Source organism: Quatrionicoccus australiensis, assembly GCF_020510425.1.
Taxonomy (GTDB): domain Bacteria; phylum Pseudomonadota; class Gammaproteobacteria; order Burkholderiales; family Rhodocyclaceae; genus Azonexus; species Azonexus australiensis_A.
Map to the genome: position 1 here is coordinate 3054711 of NZ_JAHBAH010000001.1, position 21946 is coordinate 3076656.

Here is a 21946-nt window from a genome sequence, read left to right on the forward strand (position 1 = left end):
TCACACGAAACATCACCTCTTGCGAAGGGAGTCCGCGATGACCGGACGCGACAATGAACTCTGGCAGCAATCCTGGCGCGACCGGAATACGGATTTCCACCAGAAGGTGGTCAATCCGCACCTGATCCGTTTCTGGTCCGGCCTCGGACTGGCCGCCGGTGAGCGGGTTTTCGTGCCGCTGTGCGGCAAGAGCCTGGACATGCTCTGGCTGGCGCAGCAGGGACATGCGGTGATCGGGGTCGAGCTCAGCCCGCTTGCGGCGCGCGCCTTTTTCCGCGAAAACCGGATGCAGCCGACAAAGCGTCGGGTTGGGGCATTCACGCTGTGGGAACATGGCCGGATCGGCATTCTCTGCGGTGATTTTTTCCAGCTCACGGCCGCTGATCTGGGCGAGATTGGCGCCGTCTTCGACCGCGCGGCGCTGACCGCCTTACCCGATGATCTGCGTGCCGCCTACCTGAAGCATCTGCGCGACATCGTCCCGGCCAGTTGCCGGATCCTGCTGCTGACGGCCGAGGAGCCGGAAGCCTGGGAGACTGCCGATCAGCCGTTTGCCGTGGCCGACGAAATCACGACGCTTTATGCCGATGCCTACGACATTCGTCTCGATCACGTCGAAAGCGTTTTCGAGGCAGATCCCGATCCGGATGTCAGCGAACAGGTCAGGGTCGAGCACAAGGTTTATCTGCTGACCCCGAAAGCGCTGTGAAGGCGAGATTGGCAAGGTTCTTGATCTAGATCGCTTTCATCTATGCGTTTGGTGATAGATTGGTGGCATTCATCGCTCAAGGCTGTCGTCATGCGTCGCATTGTTTGTTCGGTGCTGGCAATTTTTGCTCTGGTCTTCGCCCAAACGGCTTTTGCCGTTCCCCCGCTCAAGCTCGGCATCATGCCCTTCAACAGCGCCCTGGCGCTGATCAAGACACATCAGCCGCTGCGCCTTGCACTTGAGCGACGTCTCGGCCGCCCCATCGAAGTGTTTACCGAAGCCGATTACACCGCCTTCGTAAACGAGTCGCTGGCCGGGCGTTACGATCTGTTGATCACCGGGCCGCATTTTGCCGTGATGTCGATCGAGAAGGGGTATGTTCCCCTGGTGCATTACAAGGCGCCGCTGCAACCGGTTTTCGTTGTTCGCTCGGCTTCCGACATTACTTCCGCTGAAACCCTCAAGGGGCGTAGCGTGGCGCTTTCCAGCCGCTTCTCGATTTCCTCGATCGGCGGCATGAAATGGCTGGCTGACAAAGGCATGCTGCCCGGGCGTGACTACCAGGTCCGCGAATACCCGACCCATGGCGCGGCTGTCGCTGCCGTGGCGGTCGGCGAGGCAGATGCGGCATTGACCACGCATACGCCATTGAAGCAGGTGCCGAAAGATATCAGCGAACGGGTTCGGCTGCTGCCTTCCGATATTCGCATCCCGCATCTGATGACGCTGGCGCACGAGCGACTCGGCAAGGCCGAGGTCGAACTGGTCCGCCAGGCGTTGGCCGAGTTCGCTGCCAGCGAAGAAGGCATGCAGTTTTTCAGGGAAACCGGTTATCAGGGCTATGACAACGTGACGGAGGCCGACATCAGGGCCTTGCTGCCGTATGTCAGCCTTGTGCGCCAGCAGATGAATCTGGGCGCCCACTGAATACTCAGGTAACGAAACCGCGATGAATGTTTCCGGCAATACCCCGCGCAAGGTACCTTTCTTCCACTCGCTGCGTACCCGCCTGCTGCTGGCGGCGCTGTCCATCGAAATCCTGGTGCTGGCCGTCATGCTGGGCAGCGGCCTGCGGCACATGGAGAACCAGCTTGGGCGGCAGTTGGGCCAGCATGTGCAAGCACTGCAACTGGCTTACCAGACGGCGATCGCCGTGCCGCTGGTCTCCCGTGATTACGCCACCCTGCGCGATATTCTTGATGGCTGGCGGCAGACCGACGAGTTGCATTACATCGCAGTGACTGCGCCGGATGGCAAGCTGCTTGCAGCCTCCGGTCACCCCGTGGGGGCGGCGCTGCCCCAGCCACAGGATCAAGAGAATATTGCCTGGGGCGAAGTGATGCACCTGGTGTTTCCGGTTGATTTTCAGGGGCAGCGCTATGGCAGCGTGCATCTCGGACTGGATACCGGATTCATCGCCAGCGCCAGCCGGCAGCTGATCTGGCAGGGCTTGCTGGTTGCTGCTGCCGGTGTGGTGCTGACCCTGATCCTGCTGCTGTTGTCGGGTCTGTGGCTGACCCGGCATCTGCAAATCCTGACCCGTGCCGCGGCGCGGGTGGCCGAGGGGGACTATTCGGTGCATCTCGACGTGCCGACCCGGGATGAAATCGGCTTGCTGGCCAAAAGTTTCAATGCGATGGCCAGCGCAGTCGAAACCCGGGTCGATGAACTGGCCCGCCAGGCCGGGCATGACTCGCTGACCGGACTGCACAATCGACGCGCGTTCGAGGCCAATCTGGAAGAGGCGCTGCGCATCCGTTACAGCCAGTCCTTGTATGTGCTTTACCTCGATCTCGACCAGTTCAAGGCGGTCAACGATTCCTGCGGTCATGCCGCCGGCGATCTCCTGCTGCAGTCGCTGGGGCGGGTGATGAGTGAACGCTTCGGGGCTGACTTCGTTGCCCGCCTGGGCGGCGACGAGTTTGGCATGGTCCTGCTCAATGCCACGCCGGACGGTGCCCGTGCCCGGGCGCAGATGATGATCGATGAAATCCGTGCCTTCCCCTTCGTCTGGGAAGGTCGCGCCTTCCAGCTTGGCGCCAGTATCGGCCTGGTCCAGGTGTCGCCGCATATCGATACGGTGACCAGCCTGCTGATCGCCGCCGATACGGCCTGCTATGCGGCCAAGGAGCATGGCCGCAACCGGGTTGAAGTCTATGCGCCGGGCGACGACTACTTCCGCCAGCGCCAGGATGAACTGGCCTCGCTGGCCGGCATCACGGCAGCCCTGCAGGATGATTGCTTCGTGCTCTATCACCAGCGTATCACCTCGCTGCAGCCGGGGCGTCCGGATCATGCCGAAGTCCTCATCCGCATGCGTGATGATGCCGGCAATGTCGTCTTGCCCGGGCGCTTCATCCCGGCCGCCGAGCGCTACAACCTGATGCCTTTCATCGACCGCTGGGTGATCAATGCCGCGCTGGCCCGCTTGCAGGAATTTGCCCGCAGCGGCGGTCTACCGTTCCACCACGTCAATATCAATCTTTCCGGGGCCGGCCTGGCCGAGGATGGCATGCGGCATTTCATTGCCGAGCGGATTGCCTTCTACGGCATCGATCCGGCCCAGATCTGCTTCGAGATCACCGAGAGCCAGGCGATCGGCAACCTGGGCGGCGCCCTGGCGCTGATCGCCGATGCGCATCACATGGGCAGCACGATCGCGCTCGACGATTTCGGCAGCGGCCTGTCTTCATTCGGTTATCTGAAGCGCTTCAATGTCGATTACCTGAAGATCGACGGCCAGTTCATCCGCAACCTGGCGCATGATCCGATCGATCGCGCCACCGTCGAGGCGATCATCGGCCTGGCCAAGGCGCATGGTTTGCGCACGGTGGCCGAGTTTGTCGCCGAGCCGGAAATCGTCGATATCGTCAGGGAACTCGGGGTCGATTACGCGCAGGGTTTTGCCCTGCACGAACCGAGCCCTTTCTAGGCGTCAGACCGCGTACGGCCGATGCAGCCAGCTGCGCACGACATCGACGTCGCGCTGCGGCAGGTAGGCGAAGCCGGCCAGGGCATCTTCGACAACGGTTTGGGCCACCCAGTGCGGTACGGCCTTGCTGGTCAGCATGTGGAAATACCAGGCCAGCGGGTAGCCCGCTTCGCGGTCGAAATGACCGAGGGCTGCATATAACTCCAGTCCGTTGGTGCCCGGTGTTGCATCGAATTCCGGTGCCTCGCCGGCCAGCGTGGCAATCGGCTGGGCGCGGAAGACGCTCTGGTGATAGCGGTCGAGATGCTCGCGGGTGGCGATCACCCAGTGGTTGTAGAAGGTACTGGTGTTGCCGGCACTGCTTTTTGCCCAGTCTTCGATCATCCGGTGTACCGGCGCGGCTTCGGGTTTTTGCGCCAGCATGCGCTTGAGGAAGGCGCCGATATGCTGCAGGCGGCGGAAGGCGTAGACCGGCAGGCCGATCGGTTGCTGCAAGTCGCCGCTGCCGCGCGGATCGACCAGTTCCTCCAGGGTCGCCGGTTCGTTGGCGAACAGGCGATGCACGCGCATTTCCTGCAGGTCTTCGATTTCCAGTTGCAGGAAGTCGTCGGTCTCTTCGCCGGCCGAGGCAACCAGGTAATGCGTCTGGCCAACCAGGCGGGTGGCGTACAGCGTTTGCCCGGCGAAGTCATCGATCAGCTGGCCGATGTCGCCATCGCGCTCGTCGAGCGCGGCTTCGACCCAGCTTTCAAGGCTATCGGAGATATGTTGTCCATTGCCGTCGACGATACCGCCCAGGCGGTACCAGCCGCCGCGGCTCATTGCGTGGCGAAACTTCCAGTCCGGCAGCGCCTGGCCGAGTGCCTTGACGAAGGCGCCCGGGCCGCTGCTGACCGGCACCTTGGTGCAGGTTTCGACAACGGGTGTAGCAAGCGATTTGCAATATTCCGACCAGGCCAGGGTTTCTTTCATCGGGTGTTCCTCGTTTTCAAGTAGCGTTTTCTTCGGTCAGACGGGTCTGGGCTGCTTCGCGGACCTCGCTTTCCGGGTCGTTGATCAGCGGCGGCAGGTTTTCGAGCGGCGCATTGCCCACGGCGGCGAGGCGTACCCACCATTCGCTGTCTCCGAGCAGGGCGGCAGCGAGGCCGGGCAGGGCGCGTTCGGCAACGATGGCGCGAACTTCCGGCTCCGGATCGGCGACCAGCATGTCGAGTGCAAATGCCGGCAGGCGGGCGGCAACCACCTTGCGTACTTCGCGTTCGCTGTCCTTGGCCATCCTGGCGAGTTGACCGTGCGGCAGGCGGCGGGCAACGGTGGCGCGGATCAGGTAATCCGGGTCGTGCAGCATGCGCGCCAGGTGTTCTTCGGGAATGCGGGCGGCAACGCCCAGGCGGACCTCGCGATCCGGGTCGCTGATCATCCTGACCAGAATGTCGGCCGGAATACGGTCGACCACGACGCGCCGCACGATTTCATCGTTGTCATTGACCAGATGACCGATCAGCTCGATCGGCGCATAGCGCGCTGCGATGGCGCGTCTTTCCCAGAACAGGTCGGCGAGAAAATGTTCGGCCTGGTCCTTGTTGGCGCGAAAGAAGCGGTCGATCTGGCGACCGCTGTGGGCGCGTACGCAGCTATCGCCCGGTTTGCAACGGTCGTGACCGAGATGACTGTCGGTGTACGGGCAACCGGCGCACAGGCCGTAGCGGCCGACGCCGATGCTCGCCTGTTCAGTCATCTGACTTGGCGGCGACGATGATGCCGGTGGCCGCATTGAAGTCGCTGGTCAGCTCAAGGCAATGGCCGCTGGCGCCCGAGATCAGGTAGAGCTCGTAGCCTTCGCAGTCAAATACCGGGTTGAAGCGGGCATTGATGTCATCGGCCGAACACTCGGAAAAGTGCAGCGCCGGGAACAGCGGGCGCAGGCTGCTTACCGAAGGATTCAGCCGAACCGCAGCGCCGACATCGGCGAGAAGTTCCGGGCTGATCATGCTTCTTCTTCCTCTTCCTCGACTTCGAACTTGGCGAGTGACGCTGCCGGCAGACCCATGATGCGGGCCAGCCAGGGCGGCGGGCTGTGCAGGGCGCTCTGCAGTTCGTCGAGAACGACGCGGACCGGGCCGCCCTTCGGCTTCTTCAGCGGATGGACGCCGACCCGCACGACCTTGGCCGCGGCCGGGCCGCCGATCGACTGGATGTAGACCAGATCGCAATCGGCGATCACTGCGGCGCGCGCCTTGTTCTTGTCTTCTTCGGCATCGGCATCAAGGCCGGAGCGGATCGCCACCAGCTTGATCTTGTCGGAAGACACCTGATAGACGAGGAAGCGTTCGCAGGAGCCGAAATGGCCGTCCAGGTTCTCGCCCTTGTTATTGGCGATGGCGACGCGGATCGAGCCGGGCATTTCTCCCTCTTCGTAGCGGTCGACCGCTGGCGTATCGCTGTTCTCGATGTTTTCGCCCCACAGGAAGCGGACGGCTTCCTTGAGCGCATCGGCGGAGAGGCCGACGACACAGTTTTCTTCGGCATGGTCGCCGGCCAGGATGCTGCGCAGGTCTTCCACGGTGATCGAGGCGAGCTTGGACTCGGTGAGCGGCAGATCGAACTTCTCCGAGAGCGCGCCGACCAGGGCACGGACGTCCAGGCCATCGAGGGCACGGGCTGCCAGGGCGATACGGAGAGCGGCTTCGCGGGAGGCGATGGGGGTTGCGGACATGAGGGTGCTCCATGTGAGGGTCTGGAATGGAGCATCCGCAGCGGTCGACCGCTGCAGATGCTCGGTTCCTGACTCTCTGGCGATCAGGCCGGCGAGATACAGCCGGACGGACAGACGTTCACGCACATCGGCGAGTCGTTCTCGCCTTCGCATTCCGTGCACTTGCTGGCGTCGATGGTGAAGAACACCTTGCCCTTGCTGATCGCCTTGGTCGGGCAGATCGGCCGGCAGTCGTCGCAGGCGGTACACATGTCGGGATCGATATACATTGCCATGATTTAGCTCCTAGTGATTAGTTGCCTAGGATCGAGTTGCCTAGGATCGAGTGAGCGGCGCGGTTTTGCCTTTGCTCGATCCTAATAGCTAATTCCTCGATCCTAGTCTTCAGCAGCGCCGAGTCGCTTGGCTCGCACCGAGATCGGCAGGCGGGGCGGTTTGGCGATCGGGTCGACGTAGTAACTGCCACCGTTCTCCAGCTTCAGTTCGCCGCCCCATTTTTCCGGGGTGTCGAACTCGATGGAGTTGATGGCGGCTTCCAGGTCGCGCTTCGGCAAATAAAACACCAGCCCACCGGCAGCGTTCTGACGAATCATGATGTTGGCCATTGTTGCAACTCCTTCAGAGTTGCAGGATCGAGCTATTAGGATCGAGGATCGAGTAGGCGTCCGGCTTTTGCCTTGGCCCACTCGATCCTAACTCCTGGATCCTCGATCCTGCTTCCTATTACCGAACCAGGTCGTGGTTGTAGTCGGTCGTACCCATGCCGCGGGTCTGGTCGTCGAGCTTTTCCAGAACCGTGTTGGTCAGGGTGGTCAGGACGTACATGGCGCCTTCGTAGCCCAGCGTGGTCATGCGATGCAGGTGGTGACGGTCGAAGATCGGGAAGCCGATGCGGATCAGCGGAACTTCGAACTCGGGACCCTTGTGCAGCGTGTCGCGCTGGATGTACTTGCCGTAGCTGTTACCGACCAGGAAATCCGGCTTGTCGGTGAAGCACAGGCTGCGCAGGTGCCAGAGGTCGGCGCCCGGATAAACCTTGGCACCGGCGCCGTAGGGCGAGGAAGCCAGCAGTTTTTCCATGGCCTTGCCCCACTTCTTGGAACCGTTGTTGCTGACGACGTGGGTCGGTTCGATACCGAATTCCATCATCAGCTTGACCATGCCCATGACGAAGTCCGGGTCACCGTAGATGGCCATCTTCTTGCCGTGCAGCCAGGCGTGGGAGTCGGTCATCATGTCGAGCAGACGGCCGCGTTCCAGCGAGATGGAAGCCGGGATCGGCTTGCCGGTGACTTCGGAAACCTTCATCAGGAATTCGTCGGTCCATTCGACACCCATCGGGATGTTGAGCTTCGGCACTTCATGATTCCAGGTGTTTTCGACGAATTTCTTCGTCTTGTCGAGCTGCATCGGCTGGATCAGGAAGGTGGTGATGGCGTTCGGCGCATCCTTGACTTCGTCGATCGTCGTGCCGCCGGCGTACATGCGGAATTCGCCGTCAGCCGGGGTGTCGAGGATTTCTTCCGGATCGGAGAGCATCGTGTAATCGACGCCCATTTCCTTCATGTAGCGCTTGATGATGCGGAAGTTGCCGAGGTAGGTTTCGAAGCCGGGCACGAAGTTGATCTTGCCGTTCGAGCCGACCACCTTGCCTTCCATGTGGTTCAGCGTGAAGTACTTGAGGATGCCTTCTTCCATGTTGTCCCAGCCGGTGACGTGCGAGCCGACGAAAGACGGGGTGTGCGCGAAGGGAACCGGGAAATCCTTGTCCAGGTTGCCTTCCTTGCGGGCGTTACCGATGAAGGCGTTCAAGTCATCACCGATGACTTCGGCGATACAGGTCGTCGACATCGCGATCATTTCCGCGCCGTAGAGCTTGGTGGCGTTGGCCAGACCTTCATGCACGTTCTTCTGGCCACCGAACACGGCGGCATCTTCCGTCATCGAGTCGGCGATGATGGCGATCGGCTCCTTGAAGTGACGGTTGAAGTAGGTACGGAAGTAGGCGATACAGCCTTGCGAGCCGTGGATGTACACCAGGGTCTTGGCAAAACCCAGCGAGCACAGGGCGGAGCCGAGCGGCTGGCAGGCCTTGGCCGGGTTGATGGTCAGGGCTTCGCGCTTGAAGTTGAGGTCCTGATATTCCTGGGTCGTCGTCCAGGCGAAGGTTTCGGCGACCTTGTCGGCGCCATGGCCTTCTTCGAACTGGGCACGCTTGTTCGAGATGGTGGCTTTGTAGTCATCATCGCGGAAGAGCGGGAAACACGGCTTGATCTTATCTACGGTTTGCATCTTGATCTCCTTCGCCCGCACCACCTATCTGTGGATACGGGCGTAAGTTGTACAAAGGCGAGAGCGAGTTATTAGGATCGAGGATCGAGGATTGAGTGGTGTTGGTCTTGCCTTTGCCTACTCGATCCTAATATCTAAATCCTCGATCCTGCTTTCCCGATCCTGCTTTAGGCGGCCTTCTTTTCGGCTTCCGAAGCATCCTTCTGCCAGGGAGTCTTCATCAGGTTCCAGCACGGATTGTTCAGGGTCAGGTCCATGTCCTTGGCGAAAATGGCGAAACCGTCACAACCGTGGTAGGGGCCCGAGTAGTCCCAGGAGTGGAGCTGGCGGAAAGGAATGCCCATCTTGTGGAAGACATACTTTTCCTTGATGCCGGAACCGATCAGATCAGGCTTCATCGCCTTGACGAATTCTTCGAACTCGTAGCCGGTGACGTCGTCGTAAATCAGCGTGGCATCGCCCATGTCCTTGATCGTGCGATCGTAGTCATCGTTGTGGGCAAATTCGTAGCCGGTACCGACCACTTCCATGCCCAGATCTTCGTAGGCGCCAACCACGTGACGCGGACGCAGACCGCCGACGTAGAGCATGACCTTCTTGCCTTCGAGGCGCGGACGATACTTGGCGATCACGGCATCCATCATCGGCGTGTACTTCTCGATGACGCGCTCGGCGCCAGCCTTGATGCTGTCGTCGAAGAAGGAAGCGATCTTGCGCAGCGATTCCTTGATCTTGGTCGGGCCGAAGAAGTTGTACTCGAGCCAGGGAATCCCGTACTTCTCTTCCATGTGGCGGGAGATGTAGTTCATCGAACGGTAGCAGTGCAGCAGGTTCAGCTTGACCTTCGGGGTGTTTTCCATTTCGGCCAGGGTGCCGTCGCCGGACCACTGGGCAACGACGCGCAGACCCATCTCTTCGAGCAGGATGCGCGAAGCCCAGGCGTCACCACCGATGTTGTAGTCGCCGAGGATGGCGACGTCGTACGGGGTGGTTTCGAAAGCCTGGCCGTCACGGTTGGAGATGATCCAGTCGCGGACGGAGTCGTTGGCGATGTGGTGGCCGAGCGACTGGGAAACACCGCGGAAGCCTTCGCAACGCACCGGCACGACCGGCTTGTTGAGGGCAGCAGCAGCCTTCTTGGAGACGGCTTCGATGTCGTCACCGATCAGGCCGATCGGGCACTCGGACTGAACGGAGATACCCTTGTTCAGCGGGAAGAGCATTTCGATTTCGTCGATCAGCTTGGCGAGCTTCTTGTCGCCGCCGAAAACGATGTCCTTCTCCTGGAAGTCCGAGGTGAAGTTCATTTCGCAGAAGGCATCGACACCGGTGGTGCCGACGTAGTAGTTGCGACGACCGGCGCGGGCGTACTGACCGCAACCAATCGGGCCGTGGGAGATGGAGATGATGTCCTTGATCGGACCCCAGACCACACCCTTGGAGCCGGCGTAGGCACAACCACGCATGGTCATGACGCCCGGCAGGGACTTGCGGTTGGAAGTAATGCACTTCTTCGACGACTCGAGTTCCTTGTCGTTGATCATCAAGTGCTTGGCACGGTCCTTCTTGGCCTTCTCGGGATAAACCTCCAGCACCTCGGCAATGAGGGCTGCGGTTTCGTCGCGGGTGAGCGCTGCCATGGTGAAACTCCTTTCGTTGCGCCGGCAACTATCTGTGCACGACGCCAACAGTTGGTTGAATGCTTGGCGGTACTGGTTCGCTACCGAAGCAGCGAACCGGGAACTGCGATCAGGCTGCGGCGGCTTCGGCAGCCAGTTCGGCTGCGGTCTTGCCGACGATGGATTCGTCTTCGACTTCCATGATGCCGAATTCCATCAACAGGGTTTCCAGCTCTTCCATCTCGATCGGGGTCGGGATGACGAAGTTGGTGTTGTTGTTGATCTTGTTGGCCAGGGCGCGGTATTCGTCGGACTGCTTGTGCGACGGATCGTATTCAACGCAGGTCATACGGCGGATTTCGGCGTGCTGCACAACGTTGTGACGCGGCACGAAGTGGATCATGGTGGTGCCCAGGCGAGCGGCCAGGGCCATGATCAATTCGTCTTCGCGGTCGGTGTTGCGCGAGTTGCAGATCAGGCCGGCCAGACGGACGGAACCCGAGTTTGCATACTTCACGATACCCTTGGCGATGTTGTTCGCAGCGTACATGGCCATCATTTCGCCGGAGCAAACGATGTAGATTTCCTGGGCCTTGTTTTCGCGAATCGGCATGGCGAAGCCACCGCAGACCACGTCACCGAGCACGTCGTAGAACACGAAGTCGAGTTCGTCGTCGTAAGCGCCTTCTTCTTCAAGGAAGTTGATGGCGGTGATAACGCCGCGGCCGGCACAGCCGACGCCGGGTTCCGGGCCGCCGGATTCGACGCACTTGATGCCACCGAAACCGATGGACATGACGTCTTCGAGTTCCAGGTCTTCCACGGAGCCGGCTTCGGCAGCCAGGTGCATGACGGTGGTTTGAGCCTTGGAGTGCAGGATGAGGCGGGTCGAGTCGGCCTTCGGGTCGCAACCCACAATCATTACTTTCTTGCCGGATTCAGCGAGTGCAGCCACCAGATTCTGGGTGGTGGTGGACTTGCCGATGCCGCCTTTGCCGTAGATGGCGCATTGACGCAGTTTTGCCATGGTGTAATCTCCTTGATCTGTCAGTCGAGTTGCGAAGAAATCATTGATGAGTCGCACCATCCCTTCTGCACGTAGCGTGCCAGGTCGACGAAAACAAGCCAAGTGGCTGATTGTTAAATGAAAATAGAAAAAGAGCCGGCGCGAGGTGAAGCGGTTACATCCGACAATTCCCCCACGCTTTGTAGGGGTGACGACAACGCGTCGAGCGCCAGCGAGACAAAACCCGGTTCAGGAGACGCCAGTCTCCTATCTGATTCGTTGGACGGTGTTCCGGGGCATTTGCCCGGCGCCCGACACAACGCGTCGAGCGCCAGCGAGACAAAACCCGGTTCAGGAGACGCCAGTCTCCTACCTGATCCGTTGCGCGGCAGCCCCGGGGTTCAGATCGGGGCAACGCACAACGCGTCGAGCGTCAGCGAGACAAAACCTGCTTCAGGAGACGCCAGTCTTTTCTCCGACTCGTTGCGAAGTGGCCCGGCCCTGCCCGCTGACGCTCGCCTGCCGATCAATCGCTGCAATCTGCCGGCTGTCGTGCTGGGCGGCCTGACCTACCAGCAGTATCCGAGTCCGCTCCTGATCGATGGCGTTGCCGAACTGCATGCCGACCTCTTTCGCCGCCTTGCCGCGGCGGCTCCCGGCACTACTGCGGAAGTCTTTCGCGATTACCTGACCGTGCGTTTCCAGCTCGAGTGGCTGGAGGAGATGGGCTACACCGGGCAGGCCAGCAACCGGGCCAAGGCCAATTACATCCGGATGATCCGCGGCTGGAGTTTCGACTCCGACAGCCGCGAGGGGGCGGTGCTCAAGGGCTGGGTCGAGTCACGCTTCGGCCTGATGCCGCGCTACCACGGCGCTCCCTTGCGCGACCCGAGTGGCGAGGGCTATCGCCGCTACCAGGAAATGCGCTCGCAGGGGCTGTATGGCACCAATGCGCTGGAGTCGCAGTTCGACCTGGTCTATTCCTTCTGCCAGCGGGAGCTGGCGCTGCGCCATCAGGGGGCGCAGCATGTGACGCTGTACCGCGGCATCAACCGGGTGGGCGAGCACGAGGTGCTGGCCAAGGGCAAGGGCGGCCGCCAGACCATCCTGCTCAACAATCTCAGTTCATTTACCTGCAGTCGCGACCGCGCTTGCGAGTTTGGCGACTACATCATGGCGGTCGACATTCCGCTGACCAAGATTTTCTTCCACTGCGGCCTGCTGCCCGGCGTGCTGCAGGGCGAGGACGAGTTCCTGGTGATCGGCGGCGTGGTCGATGTCAGTTTGTCGACAATTTAGTTTTTTGCCGGCGCGCAGCCGGTAAAAGGGTCTGCCGGTGTGGGTCAGTCGTTTCGGCTGGCAGTACGCAGGCTGGCAAACAATGCCTGGGCTTCGCCTGCATCACCATAGGCCAACTGCAGCAGGAGCTGGACTGCTCCGGGAATTTCTCCGCCGCTCTCGTAGCGGGAACCCGATGAGCGGGTAATGCCGAGCTGGCCCCAGAACGCTTCCTGGCTCAGGCCGGCCTTCCGGCGCAGCGTGCCTATTTGCTTTGCCGAAAATTGTGGCTGGACCGGTCGGTGCGCTGCCTGATTGAAAGCCATGACGTGATTCCGGTAATCCATGTCGGAAATCAGGATGTGGTCCTTCCACCAGCTCGACAGGAGCTTCTGCAACTCCGACTTGTCCGGCATGCCGGTTTCGGCGGCGTTGAGAAACTCGTTCACATGCCTTTCGTATTCGGCATGGTCCGCTTCCTGGGTGGCCAGGCGGGGATATTTGCAGGCCCGGAGTATCGACTCTTCGGTAGCGAAATGCTCGCGGGCGTAGGCTGAGAGGTCGGCGAGAATTTCGAAGAACTGTGTATTGGCCGTTTCGCTGTTGTCCGCCGGGCAAGTGGATAAACGGTTGCACAAGCGCATCAGTTTTTGATGCTGCGCATCCAGCGTTGGCTCACCCACGCTGTAGTTTTGATTCCAGGACAGTTTCTTCGGCATGCGATTTCTCCCGAAAGTGAAAGCTTCGACCAGCGGCGAATTATCTGCCACATGATGCGTCCGTGTCAGCCCGCGGGGGAAGTTTTTGCGCTCGGAAGGGGGCGGCAAGCGATCAATACGAGCGTTTGATCGCCTGCCGACAAGAAAAAGTCGGGCATTTTGCCCATTTTCGGGCAGTCGACCGGCTCAGTCGAACTTGCCGTCGTCGAGGCGGCCGGGCAGGGTCGGGTCGATCTGCTTGAAGCTGTAGATGCGGCGTCCCTTGTGATCCTTGAGGAAGTCGTCGGCATCGGCCCGGTTGGCGAGCGGCACGAACTCGTGGCCCATCGGGCCGAGGACGTCGGAGCCGGCGACGAACAGCGCCTGGCGTGCATCCATCCGTTCCAGGTTGTAGAAATCGGTAACCCAGATGCCGGCGATGTCTTCCTTGTGGTGGCCCGGCGCGTATTTCTTCAGGTCGTGCAGGAACTTGAACAGGTCCTTGGCGCCGTCGAAGAAATGGCTGTGGCCATCCTTCCAGGTGACGACGGCGACCCAGTTCGGGTACTTCGAGACGATCATGCCGCACACCGGGCAGAGGTCTTTGGCGCCCGGCTTGGGCACGCTCTGGGCGAGCGCAAGGCTTACCCAGAGGCTCAGGCAGAGGCCGAGAAAGGCGCGGCGCAGCATCAGCCGTGCTTCTGCTCGGCGGCGCGGCGACGGCGTTCGGCGCGGTTCTTGCGGACCATGTTGGCATCGGCGGCCATGTCGAGATAAGACTCGCGCAGCGCGTCGTCGAACTTGGCCAGCGTGCCGCCGTGCTTGGCCTGGAATTCCCTGGCGACATCGGCGCTGGCGAAGGAATGCTTGCTGCGCTTGGTCATGGCGTGCTTGAGGTCGGCGCCGATCAGGTAGGTCAGCTGATCGACCGGCAGCAACGGCCGCGGCTCGACGGTCGACGCGTAATCCGGGCCATAAATCACTTTCGGTTCGCGGTCGATGTTGAGGCCGAGGCTCAACGACAGGCAGTGAATCGAGCAGACGCCGTCGGCCAGGTCGTCGGAATACTGGACGAGCATGCGGGTGCGGTTGTGTTCCTTGCGATCCATGCCGCAGTAAGGGCATTTGGCGTATTTCCCCAGTTCGTTGTCGAGCGGCTTGGCATCGGCGGCCGTCTTCGGAGTGAACTGGTTCGGCGTGCCGTCGGTGCTGCAGGCCGTTTCGGCAGCGGCGGCGCCGGCAGAAACGGTAGCGAGACCGGCCAGGGCGGAAATTTTCAGAAGATCGCGGCGATTCATTGTTGTGCTCCCTCGGTTCGACAAACGGAGCGGCTATGTTAGCGGCTGGTTATGGAGTGGCTGTGCGGCATATTGTCGCAGTCAGCCGAGCAGTTTGCGCATGACCAGGGCGTAGTCGATGCCCTGCCAACTGCCAACTGCCGGGCCATGCCCGGCCGGCCGCGGTGCGGCGATATGTCGCGGGGGCGAGCGCGCGGCGCCACCTAAAATCGCGGCTTCCGGATTTCGAGCCTTTCAGTTTCCTGCGTACGCCATGCCCAGCGCGATTGCCTCCCTGTACATCGATCACATTGGAGAAATCCGCCGCTTCCTGACCCGGCGTCTGTCCTGTGTCGAGGTGGCGACCGAACTGGCGCAGGAAGTCTTCGTCCGCTACCTGCTCGCCGCGCCGCAGCGTCCCGTCGACAACCCGCGCGCCTTCCTGTTTCGCATCGCCGGCAACCTGGCGATCGACCATGGCCGCGCCAACCCGTTGTCGGCGGCGCATTGGGTCGACATCGAAGAGTGCGCCGATCTGGTTTCCGATTACCCGTCGCCGGAGCGTTTCGCCATCGCCCGCCAGGAAGTCGAGCGCCTGCGCCGCGCCATCGACGCCCTGCCGCCCAAATGCCGCGCAGTCTTCATCCGCCACAAATTCGATGGCGTGCCGCAGGCGAGGCTGGCGCAGGAATACCGGGTCACGCTCAATGCCATCGAGAAACATCTGGTCCGGGCGCTGATTTCGTTGCGTCTGCAGGTCATGCCGGCATGAGGCCGACGCCGGAAAGCAACGAGCCGGCCGGGCACGGCGCGGCCGAACGTCTGGCCGAAGAGGCGGCGACCTGGTTCCTGCGGATGCGTTCGCCAGCGGTAGACGCGCACGCAGAGCAACATTTCCGGCGCTGGTTGGGGGCTTCCGAGTCACATCGGCGCGAATACGGCAATTTCGAGAAACTCTGGGGGGCGCTCGACAGCGTCGCCCGGCCGCGGCCGCGCCAGAAGCGGCGGACCGGCGGCGCGCTGGCCATCGTCGCCGCGCTCGCCCTGGGGATGATTTACCATGCCCAGACGGTGGACCGCCCGGAAAGCAGCAAAATCGGTGAGGTCCGGCATCTGATGCTGGAAGACGGTTCGCAGGTCGAACTCGATGCGGCCAGCGAACTGCGCGTCGAGTACACGCCCTGGCGGCGGCACATCGAACTCGTGCGCGGCCAGGCGCTGTTCAAGGTCGCACCCGGCTGGCGGCCGTTCGAAGTGCAGGCCGCCGGCGGCAGCCTGCGCGACATCGGCACCACCTTCAATGTGCTGCAGGACGAAGGCAAGGTCAGCGTCGCGGTCGCCGAAGGCGCGGTCGAGATCAGCCTGGCCGACGGCCGCCAGCGGCAACTGCATGGCGGTGAACAAGCCAGCTACCAGGCCGGGGAAATCGCCGCCAGTCGCGTCGTCAATCCCTTGAATGTCGGTGTCTGGCAGCAGGAGCGCTGGATTTTCGAAGACGCTTCGCTCGGCGAAGTCGTGCGCCAGATCAACCGCCAGCATGCGCGTCCGCTCTGCCTGGCCGGGGCCGGCCTGGAGAACTACCGGGTCAGCGGCGTCTTCGACCGCAGCGACCGGGCCGGCCTGCTCAAGGCCCTGACCGTCCTGCTGCCGCTGCGGATCGAGGAAAAGGCCGAAGCAACGCAATTGCGCCGGCGCTGAAAAATATTTGCAGATCCTTGTCAGGGTGCTGCCCCGTTTTACGTCTCAAGTCATACAGGACCTGCAGGTCCGCTTGAAAACAACGTAACAGGGGTTCCAGACATGCACAAACCACTACGCCTGGCGCTGCTCGTCGCCGCCATCCATTCCGGCGGCGTTCTCGCCCAGGCCAAGACACTCGACATTCCCGCCCAGCCGCTGGCCGGCGCGCTGACCGCGCTGGCCAGCCAGAGCGGCATCCAGTTGCTGTTCAACGCCGACGAACTCAAAGGCGCCCGCGCTCCGGCCCTGCACGGCAATCTTTCACCCGAAGCGGCCTTGCGCCAGTTGCTCGACGGCAGCGGCTTCGGCTTTGCCAGTACGGGCAAGGGGACGTTCGTGGTGCAGAAAAAACCATCGGCCTCCGGGGAAAGGGAGTTGCCGGAGGTGTTGGTAACGGCAGCTGCGATGCCGCTTTCCGCCGGAGAGGAACACCTTGATCGGCGGGTCATCGAGGCCCTGCCGCGGGGCAACGGCGACATGACCAGTTTGCTCAAAATCCATCCGAACGTGCAGTTCGACTCCAAGGTGCTTCAGTCGGCCAAGGGCGGTGAAATTGCGCCGGCCGATATCAGCATCAACGGAGCCAAGTTTTACCAGAACTCCTACATGCTGGATGGCATGGGGATCAGCAATCACCTCGATCCGGCGACGAAGACCGAGAATATGCCGCACATGCTCTCGGGCAGCGCCTTCGGCATGAATATCGACTCCAGTCTGGTGTGTGACATCGTGGTGCGTGATGCCAACGTGGCGGTCGAATTCGGTGGCTTTACCGGCGGCGTGGTCGAAGCAAAAACCTGTGAGCCGAAGCGGGCTTTCGGCGGTCAGTTGTCGTACCAGACGACCCGTTCTTCGTGGATGCATGCGTATGTCGACGAGCGTTACAAGGATGCCTACCAGAACTCCAGCGACAGCTTTCTCGGGCAACCCAAGTTCACCAAGCAAAGCTGGCGCCTTGCACTGGAAGGCAAACCGACCGAGAACAGCGGCCTGATCGGCAGCTTCGTCCAGACCGAGTCGAGCATCCCCCTGCAGAGCTACCAGGGAGGCGGCGTCGCCAGTCCGCAGAACAATCTGACCGAAACCCGCAAGCTGGAAAATTTCTTCGTCCGCGGTTTCTGGCATCCGGTCAGCGATATTGATCTGGATATGTCCGTTACCTTCGCGCCGGGCGAAGACCGGCGCTACATGAATACCTGGCAGAACTCGGGCTGGACCAACCGGAGCGGCGGCATGGGGGCCAATCTCGGCATGGTCTGGCGGCTCGACAAGGGAACGCTGACCCAGCGCGTTTCCTGGACCGAAGTCGAAGGCTCGCGCGGCAACGAGGATGCGGCATCGTCAAAGTGGTGGTACGCCTCGCCGGAGAAAAATTGGGCCGCAGCCGGATCGAATGCCGTCGAAGGTGGCCGCGGGCCGCAAAACCAGAAGGAGCGTACCGCAACCTATCTCGGCAAGTTCGACTGGAATGCACTGCAACTGGGCGATTTCCGGCACCAGTTCCAGGCGGGCCTCGAACTCTCGAAAACCGAAGCCTATTACGAGCGGGAAAGCAGCTTTTCCTATTACGAAAAACCCAAGGACACTAATTCGTGCATCGGCCCCGACGGAGTCGCCGATTTCACGACCTGTTCGTTGTCGGCGCCTTACAACCAGCCGACCTGGGGCGGACAATTCCTGTCGCAACGCGCGACCTACCGCGCCGGGCGGATCGAGGCGGAAGGCTATCGCCGGGCGCTTTTCATGCAGGACGAGATTCTGCAGGGCGATCTGCGTTTGCGCCTGGGGCTGCGCTACCAGAACGACGACTTGTCCACCAAGTCCGGCCTGGCGCCGCGCCTGGCTGCATTCTGGGACGTCTTCGGCGACAAGCGCACGCAGTTCGAGGCCGGCCTGAATCGCTATTACAGCTATCCGCTGTTTGCCTATCAGCTGACCGCCGGCCGGCGTGGCCTGCTGTATTACGAAACCCGGGCCAGCATGGCCTCGCCTTGGGTATATAGCAGCAATGTCTTTGACCGGGATCGCGCCCGTCCCCTCGAAAATCCCTATGACGATGAAGCGATGCTTTCCCTGCGTCAGCAATGGGGCGGCTTCTCGTGGACGGCGAAATGGGTGAACCGCAAGGGGCGCAAGCAGGTTGCAACGCAGACCGTGACCGATCCGGGCGGTTCGGGCAACCTGCTCTACTACTTCAGCAACGACGGGAAGAGCGATGCCGATATCCTGTCGCTGACCGCCACCAATACGAGGCCCTGGAAGCTGGCAGGCACCAGTACGGAGGCGATGCTCGTGCTCGACCGGACGCAAGTCACGGCATCGCACATGAGCTATGGCGAGACCCTGGACAGCAACGGCCTGGCCCGGATGATCCGCTACAACGGCACGGTCATGCCCTGGTCGGAAAAGCCGGTCGACAACTACATCCGCCCTTGGACGGCGCGGCTGTTGCTGAATACCGAAATTCCGGCGGCGCGTATCAAGATCGGCAACTTCCTGCGCTATCGCGCGGGTTACGACCAGGTCGTCTCGGTCGGTAGCTACAGCTATAACGGCGTGAATATCACCGATTACGCCAAGCGCCATTTCGGCGGCGCTATGGTCTGGGACTTGAGCGCCACTTGGTCGATCCCGACCGGGATCGCCAAGCAGGAAGCCTATACCACGGTGTCGATCAACAACGTGCTGGACCGGAAGGTCGCGATGTACGACAACGGGTCCAGCCTGGGCGGGCTTTACGAATACGGCCGTCAGTTCTGGCTGGAGTTGGGTTATCGCTTTTGATTGGCTTATTGCGTCTAGAGCGCCGGAGGGAATTTCAATGAAAAGAAGAGATGTATTGCTGGGGGCGCTGCTCCTGGCCGGTGGCAGCAAGGCGATGGCCGAGACGGTCGGGGCGGCCGGCGACCCGGAGCCGCTGGTCGACGAACTGGAAAAATACCCGCGCTGCGTGATCTGCAACATGGACCGCCGCAAGTTCCATTACGCGCGCCATCTGCTGCATTACGGCGATGCTACGGCGCAGGGCACCTGCTCCGTGCATTGCGCCGCCGAGTGCATGCTGCGCGAGCGGCGGCGCGGCTTTCGGACGATTTATGCGCCCGATTACGCGTCGACCGCCGAGCCGAAGGCGCTGGTCGAGGCGGCGTCGGCGACCTACCTGATCGGCAGCGATTTGCGCGGCGTGATGACCCCGGTCAGCAAGGTTGCCTTCGCCAGCCGCGCAGCGGCGCTGCAGGCGCAGCAGACCTACGGCGGCGAGATTGGCAGCTTCGCGACGGCGATCGCCGCGTCCTTCGACGAGACGGCGAACAGCCTGGTCCGGCGCTACGCCAACGACCGCGAACGCCTGCTGCGCAAGGGCGGTAGCTGATCGGAAAAGAGCCGGTGGTGGCCGGTTGATTGTCGGCAACCGGCCGTTTCCCAGCCGTTTCCCAGCCGTTTCCCAGCCCGGCGGTCGACGCCGGGAAAATGCCGTTTTTGCAGCGTCGACCGCTGCCGCTCAGGGCAAGAGGGCGGCGAGCTGGCGTTCGATGGTCGCGGCATCGGCCTCGCCGAGCAGCTTGCCGCGGACGATGCCCTGCGCGTCGACCAGGTAGGTGGCCGGCAGCCCGATCACGCCGTAACGGCGGGTGATCGCCGCCCCCGCATCGAGCAGCGCCGGGTAGCCGAGGTCGAGCTTGCGCGCGAAGGCGGCGACCGTCGCCCGGTCCTGGCCGGTGTTGATCGCGACGACCGTGAAAGCACCGGGGCGCCGCCGGTGGAGCGTGTCGATGGCGCGCAATTCGGCGGCGCAATAGCGGCACCAGTCGGCCCAGAAAGCGATCAGCAGCGGCCGCCCGCTGCCGCCGGCCGGCAGCGTGTAGGGCTGCCCGTCCGACGTCGTTGTCGAGAAGACGGGCGCGGCATCGCCGCTGTCGAGTCGGGGCAGCGTCTCGTCGCCGCAGCCGGCGAGGCAGAAAAACAGGACGGCGAGCAGCCGGCGCATGTCAGTGCTCGATGAGGATCAGGTTGGACGCCAGCACGAACCATGTGGCCAGCGCCGCGAAGAGGATGAAGCCGCCGGCGGCGACGGCGGCCAGGCGCGCCGACAGTCGCGGCAGGCTGGCCGCCAGGCTGGGTATCCTGGCGAAGGGCTGCAAGGCGCCGGCGCCGAGGCCGGCCGCGGTGGCGACGAAGAGCGGCAGGTAGAGCGCGTAGCCCTGGTAATCGTATTCCGGCTTGAGGATGCAGAACGGGCAGTGGTGGTGCGGGTGTTCGTAGAGGTAGAGCGAGACGAAGGAGAGGATGCCGGTGATGGCCGCAACGAAGGCGCCACCGCTGGTCGCCGCCAAGACGTAACCGCTGGTCCGGCCGGGGCGTCGCCAATGGACGAGGGCGGCGGCGACCGCAGCGGTCAACATGCCATAAAACAGGAAAATGGCCGGCTGCGCCGGCAGGCCCGAGGCTTCGCCGGCGATGGTTTTCGCTTCGCCGGAAAAGAGGCTGCCGCAGCACGAAGTGATCACGTTGGCCTTGAGGCCGCGGAAATATTGCAATTCCAGCCAGAAACTGCCGGCCAGCAGCGGCAGCAGCACGAGCAGCAGGGCGTACTTGAGGCGGACCAGCGGGTAATCGCGGGCCTGGCTGTCGGCATGGTTGATGGTCAGCCACATCGCGGCCAGGAAAAAGACGCCAATCTGGCTCAGCAGCGCCGGAAAGCCGTAGCCATTGACGTTCAGCGTGCCGACCGCGCACATCGCGCCGACGAACATCACGCTCAGGCGGTCGGCGGTGAACACGAAAAGCAGCAGTGCGCCGAGCTGGGCGGCGAAGACGAAGCCGAGCAGGGTCGAGAACAGGTAGGTGCGGCGTTCCAGCGCCAGTTGCAGTTCCGAGCCGCTGCTGATGTCCCAGCGCCGGATGATTTGCACGGCAAACGGCGCGGCGGCCGCCAGCATGAGTACGGCGAGGCCGGAGGCGAGCAGCAGGGCGATGATGGCCGGCTGAAAAAGCATGTTTTTTAGGCGTCGACCAGTCGGCCGTCGCGCATGCCGACGACACGATGCACGGCGCTCGATTCGACGACCAGCGGGTCGTGGCTGGTCAGCAGTACCGTCTTGCCGGCGGCGGTGAAGCCTTCGAGGATGGCCATGAATTCCTTCGCCAGGGCCGTGTCGAGATTGGCGGTCGGCTCGTCGGCGATGATCACCGCCGGATCGTTGATCAGGGCGCGGGCGATGGCGACGCGCTGCTGCTCGCCGCCGGACAGCCATTCGACCTTGGCCGCGGCGCGGTGGCCGAGCTTGAGCTGGTCGAACAGGACTTCCGCTTTCTCGACCAATTCGGGGCGCGGCCGGCCGGTCGGGAAGGCCGGCAGGATGACATTTTCCAGTGCCGACAGGCCCTTGATCAGGTTGAATTGCTGAAAGATGAAGCCGAAGGTCTGGCGGCGGATCTCGGTCAGGAAACGTTCCGGCAGGCCGGATATGTCTTCGCCGCGGAGGCGGACGCGGCCAGTGGTCGGCCGCGCCAGGCAGCCGATCAGCGTCAGCAGCGTCGTCTTGCCGGAACCGCTCGGGCCGCGCAAGGCGGTGACGCGGCCGGCCTCGATGGCCAGGTCGATGCCATGCAGCGCCCAGTACTCGTTGGGTCGGCCCAGGTTGAAGGCCTTCTTGACGGCGGAAAGTTCGATCATGG

General features: G+C 62.3%; 23 protein-coding genes. 8 read left to right on the forward strand and 15 right to left on the reverse strand.

Going from position 1 to position 21946, the window contains the following annotated elements; genetic code table 11:
• Positions 1-37 precede the first annotated feature (37 nt).
• The 3 genes from KIG99_RS14720 (at position 38) to KIG99_RS14730 (ending at position 3641) form a co-directional block, all read left to right on the forward strand.
• Positions 38-709: a thiopurine S-methyltransferase gene (locus KIG99_RS14720; protein ID WP_226460828.1), complete on the forward strand. Its 672-nt coding sequence runs from the start codon at positions 38-40 to the stop codon at positions 707-709.
• A gap of 90 nt (positions 710-799) precedes the next feature.
• A complete protein-coding gene (locus KIG99_RS14725) occupies positions 800-1636 on the forward strand; it encodes a phosphate/phosphite/phosphonate ABC transporter substrate-binding protein (RefSeq protein ID WP_226460829.1) in 837 nt (278 codons plus the stop codon).
• A 22-nt stretch (positions 1637-1658) separates the two neighbouring features.
• A complete protein-coding gene (locus KIG99_RS14730) occupies positions 1659-3641 on the forward strand; it encodes a putative bifunctional diguanylate cyclase/phosphodiesterase (RefSeq protein WP_226460830.1) in 1983 nt (660 codons plus the stop codon).
• 3 nt (positions 3642-3644) lie between these two features.
• Here KIG99_RS14730 and KIG99_RS14735 read toward each other — a convergent pair whose 3' ends face one another.
• The 9 genes from KIG99_RS14735 to nifH all read right to left on the reverse strand — a co-directional run bounded on the left by KIG99_RS14735 (position 3645) and on the right by nifH (position 11295).
• Complete coding sequence (locus KIG99_RS14735; RefSeq protein WP_226460831.1) at positions 3645-4613, reverse strand: hypothetical protein; 969 nt, start codon at positions 4611-4613, stop codon at positions 3645-3647.
• 16 nt (positions 4614-4629) lie between these two features.
• Positions 4630-5379, reverse strand: a complete 750-nt coding sequence (locus KIG99_RS14740; RefSeq protein ID WP_226460832.1) for a 4Fe4S-binding leucine-rich repeat protein — start codon at positions 5377-5379, stop codon at positions 4630-4632.
• Positions 5372-5632: a DUF6129 family protein gene (locus KIG99_RS14745; RefSeq protein ID WP_226460833.1), complete on the reverse strand. Its 261-nt coding sequence runs from the start codon at positions 5630-5632 to the stop codon at positions 5372-5374. The genes KIG99_RS14740 and KIG99_RS14745 overlap by 8 nt, the downstream gene beginning before the upstream one ends.
• Positions 5629-6357 (reverse strand): dinitrogenase iron-molybdenum cofactor biosynthesis protein, encoded by a 729-nt coding sequence (locus KIG99_RS14750; RefSeq protein WP_226460834.1) that lies wholly within the window; start codon positions 6355-6357, stop codon positions 5629-5631. The genes KIG99_RS14745 and KIG99_RS14750 overlap by 4 nt, the downstream gene beginning before the upstream one ends.
• Before the next feature lie 83 nt (positions 6358-6440).
• On the reverse strand, positions 6441-6632 hold the full coding sequence (locus KIG99_RS14755; RefSeq protein ID WP_226460835.1) for a 4Fe-4S binding protein: 192 nt from the start codon (positions 6630-6632) through the stop codon (positions 6441-6443).
• 102 nt (positions 6633-6734) lie between these two features.
• Positions 6735-6962, reverse strand: a complete 228-nt coding sequence (gene nifT, locus KIG99_RS14760; RefSeq protein ID WP_028996171.1) for a putative nitrogen fixation protein NifT — start codon at positions 6960-6962, stop codon at positions 6735-6737.
• A gap of 118 nt (positions 6963-7080) precedes the next feature.
• Positions 7081-8649, reverse strand: a complete 1569-nt coding sequence (gene nifK, locus KIG99_RS14765; RefSeq protein ID WP_226460836.1) for a nitrogenase molybdenum-iron protein subunit beta — start codon at positions 8647-8649, stop codon at positions 7081-7083.
• A 167-nt stretch (positions 8650-8816) separates the two neighbouring features.
• Complete coding sequence (nifD, locus tag KIG99_RS14770; protein ID WP_226460837.1) at positions 8817-10289, reverse strand: nitrogenase molybdenum-iron protein alpha chain; 1473 nt, start codon at positions 10287-10289, stop codon at positions 8817-8819.
• Between the two features lie 109 nt (positions 10290-10398).
• A complete protein-coding gene (nifH, locus tag KIG99_RS14775; protein ID WP_226460838.1) occupies positions 10399-11295 on the reverse strand; it encodes a nitrogenase iron protein in 897 nt (298 codons plus the stop codon).
• Between the two features lie 462 nt (positions 11296-11757).
• Here nifH and KIG99_RS14780 point away from each other — a divergent pair, with 462 nt between their 5' ends.
• Complete coding sequence (locus KIG99_RS14780; RefSeq protein ID WP_226460839.1) at positions 11758-12573, forward strand: NAD(+)--dinitrogen-reductase ADP-D-ribosyltransferase; 816 nt, start codon at positions 11758-11760, stop codon at positions 12571-12573.
• A 44-nt stretch (positions 12574-12617) separates the two neighbouring features.
• Here the strand turns inward: KIG99_RS14780 and KIG99_RS14785 are convergent, their stop codons facing one another.
• The 3 genes from KIG99_RS14785 to KIG99_RS14795 all read right to left on the reverse strand — a co-directional run bounded on the left by KIG99_RS14785 (position 12618) and on the right by KIG99_RS14795 (position 14548).
• Positions 12618-13379 (reverse strand): bacteriohemerythrin, encoded by a 762-nt coding sequence (locus KIG99_RS14785; protein ID WP_226460840.1) that lies wholly within the window; start codon positions 13377-13379, stop codon positions 12618-12620.
• A gap of 78 nt (positions 13380-13457) precedes the next feature.
• Positions 13458-13940: a nitrous oxide reductase accessory protein NosL gene (locus KIG99_RS14790; protein WP_226460841.1), complete on the reverse strand. Its 483-nt coding sequence runs from the start codon at positions 13938-13940 to the stop codon at positions 13458-13460.
• Complete coding sequence (locus tag KIG99_RS14795) at positions 13940-14548, reverse strand: nitrous oxide reductase accessory protein NosL (RefSeq protein ID WP_226460842.1); 609 nt, start codon at positions 14546-14548, stop codon at positions 13940-13942. Before KIG99_RS14795 ends, KIG99_RS14790 begins: the two co-directional genes overlap by 1 nt.
• A gap of 253 nt (positions 14549-14801) precedes the next feature.
• On the opposite strand from KIG99_RS14795, the gene KIG99_RS14800 reads away from it, so the two are divergent.
• The 4 genes from KIG99_RS14800 to KIG99_RS14815 all read left to right on the forward strand — a co-directional run bounded on the left by KIG99_RS14800 (position 14802) and on the right by KIG99_RS14815 (position 19640).
• Entirely contained in the window at positions 14802-15299 is a 498-nt protein-coding gene (locus KIG99_RS14800) for an RNA polymerase sigma factor (protein ID WP_226460843.1), read from the forward strand.
• Positions 15296-16225, forward strand: coding sequence for a FecR family protein (locus KIG99_RS14805; RefSeq protein ID WP_226460844.1), 930 nt, complete (start codon positions 15296-15298; stop codon positions 16223-16225). The genes KIG99_RS14800 and KIG99_RS14805 overlap by 4 nt, the downstream gene beginning before the upstream one ends.
• Positions 16226-16327: 102 nt before the next feature.
• On the forward strand, positions 16328-19051 hold the full coding sequence (locus KIG99_RS14810) for a TonB-dependent receptor (RefSeq protein WP_226460845.1): 2724 nt from the start codon (positions 16328-16330) through the stop codon (positions 19049-19051).
• A gap of 37 nt (positions 19052-19088) precedes the next feature.
• Entirely contained in the window at positions 19089-19640 is a 552-nt protein-coding gene (locus KIG99_RS14815) for a nitrous oxide reductase accessory protein NosL (RefSeq protein ID WP_226460846.1), read from the forward strand.
• 129 nt (positions 19641-19769) lie between these two features.
• On the opposite strand, the gene KIG99_RS14820 is transcribed toward KIG99_RS14815, so the two are convergent.
• From KIG99_RS14820 to KIG99_RS14830, 3 genes are read right to left on the reverse strand one after another with little or no spacing between them, the layout of a single operon-like run.
• The gene (locus tag KIG99_RS14820) at positions 19770-20255 is read right to left on the reverse strand and encodes a TlpA family protein disulfide reductase (RefSeq protein WP_226460847.1); all 486 of its coding nucleotides are present in this window, start codon (positions 20253-20255) and stop codon (positions 19770-19772) included.
• A 1-nt stretch (position 20256) separates the two neighbouring features.
• Positions 20257-21264: a hypothetical protein gene (locus KIG99_RS14825; RefSeq protein ID WP_226460848.1), complete on the reverse strand. Its 1008-nt coding sequence runs from the start codon at positions 21262-21264 to the stop codon at positions 20257-20259.
• A gap of 5 nt (positions 21265-21269) precedes the next feature.
• On the reverse strand, positions 21270-21944 hold the full coding sequence (locus KIG99_RS14830) for an ABC transporter ATP-binding protein (protein WP_226460849.1): 675 nt from the start codon (positions 21942-21944) through the stop codon (positions 21270-21272).
• Positions 21945-21946: the final 2 nt, after the last annotated feature.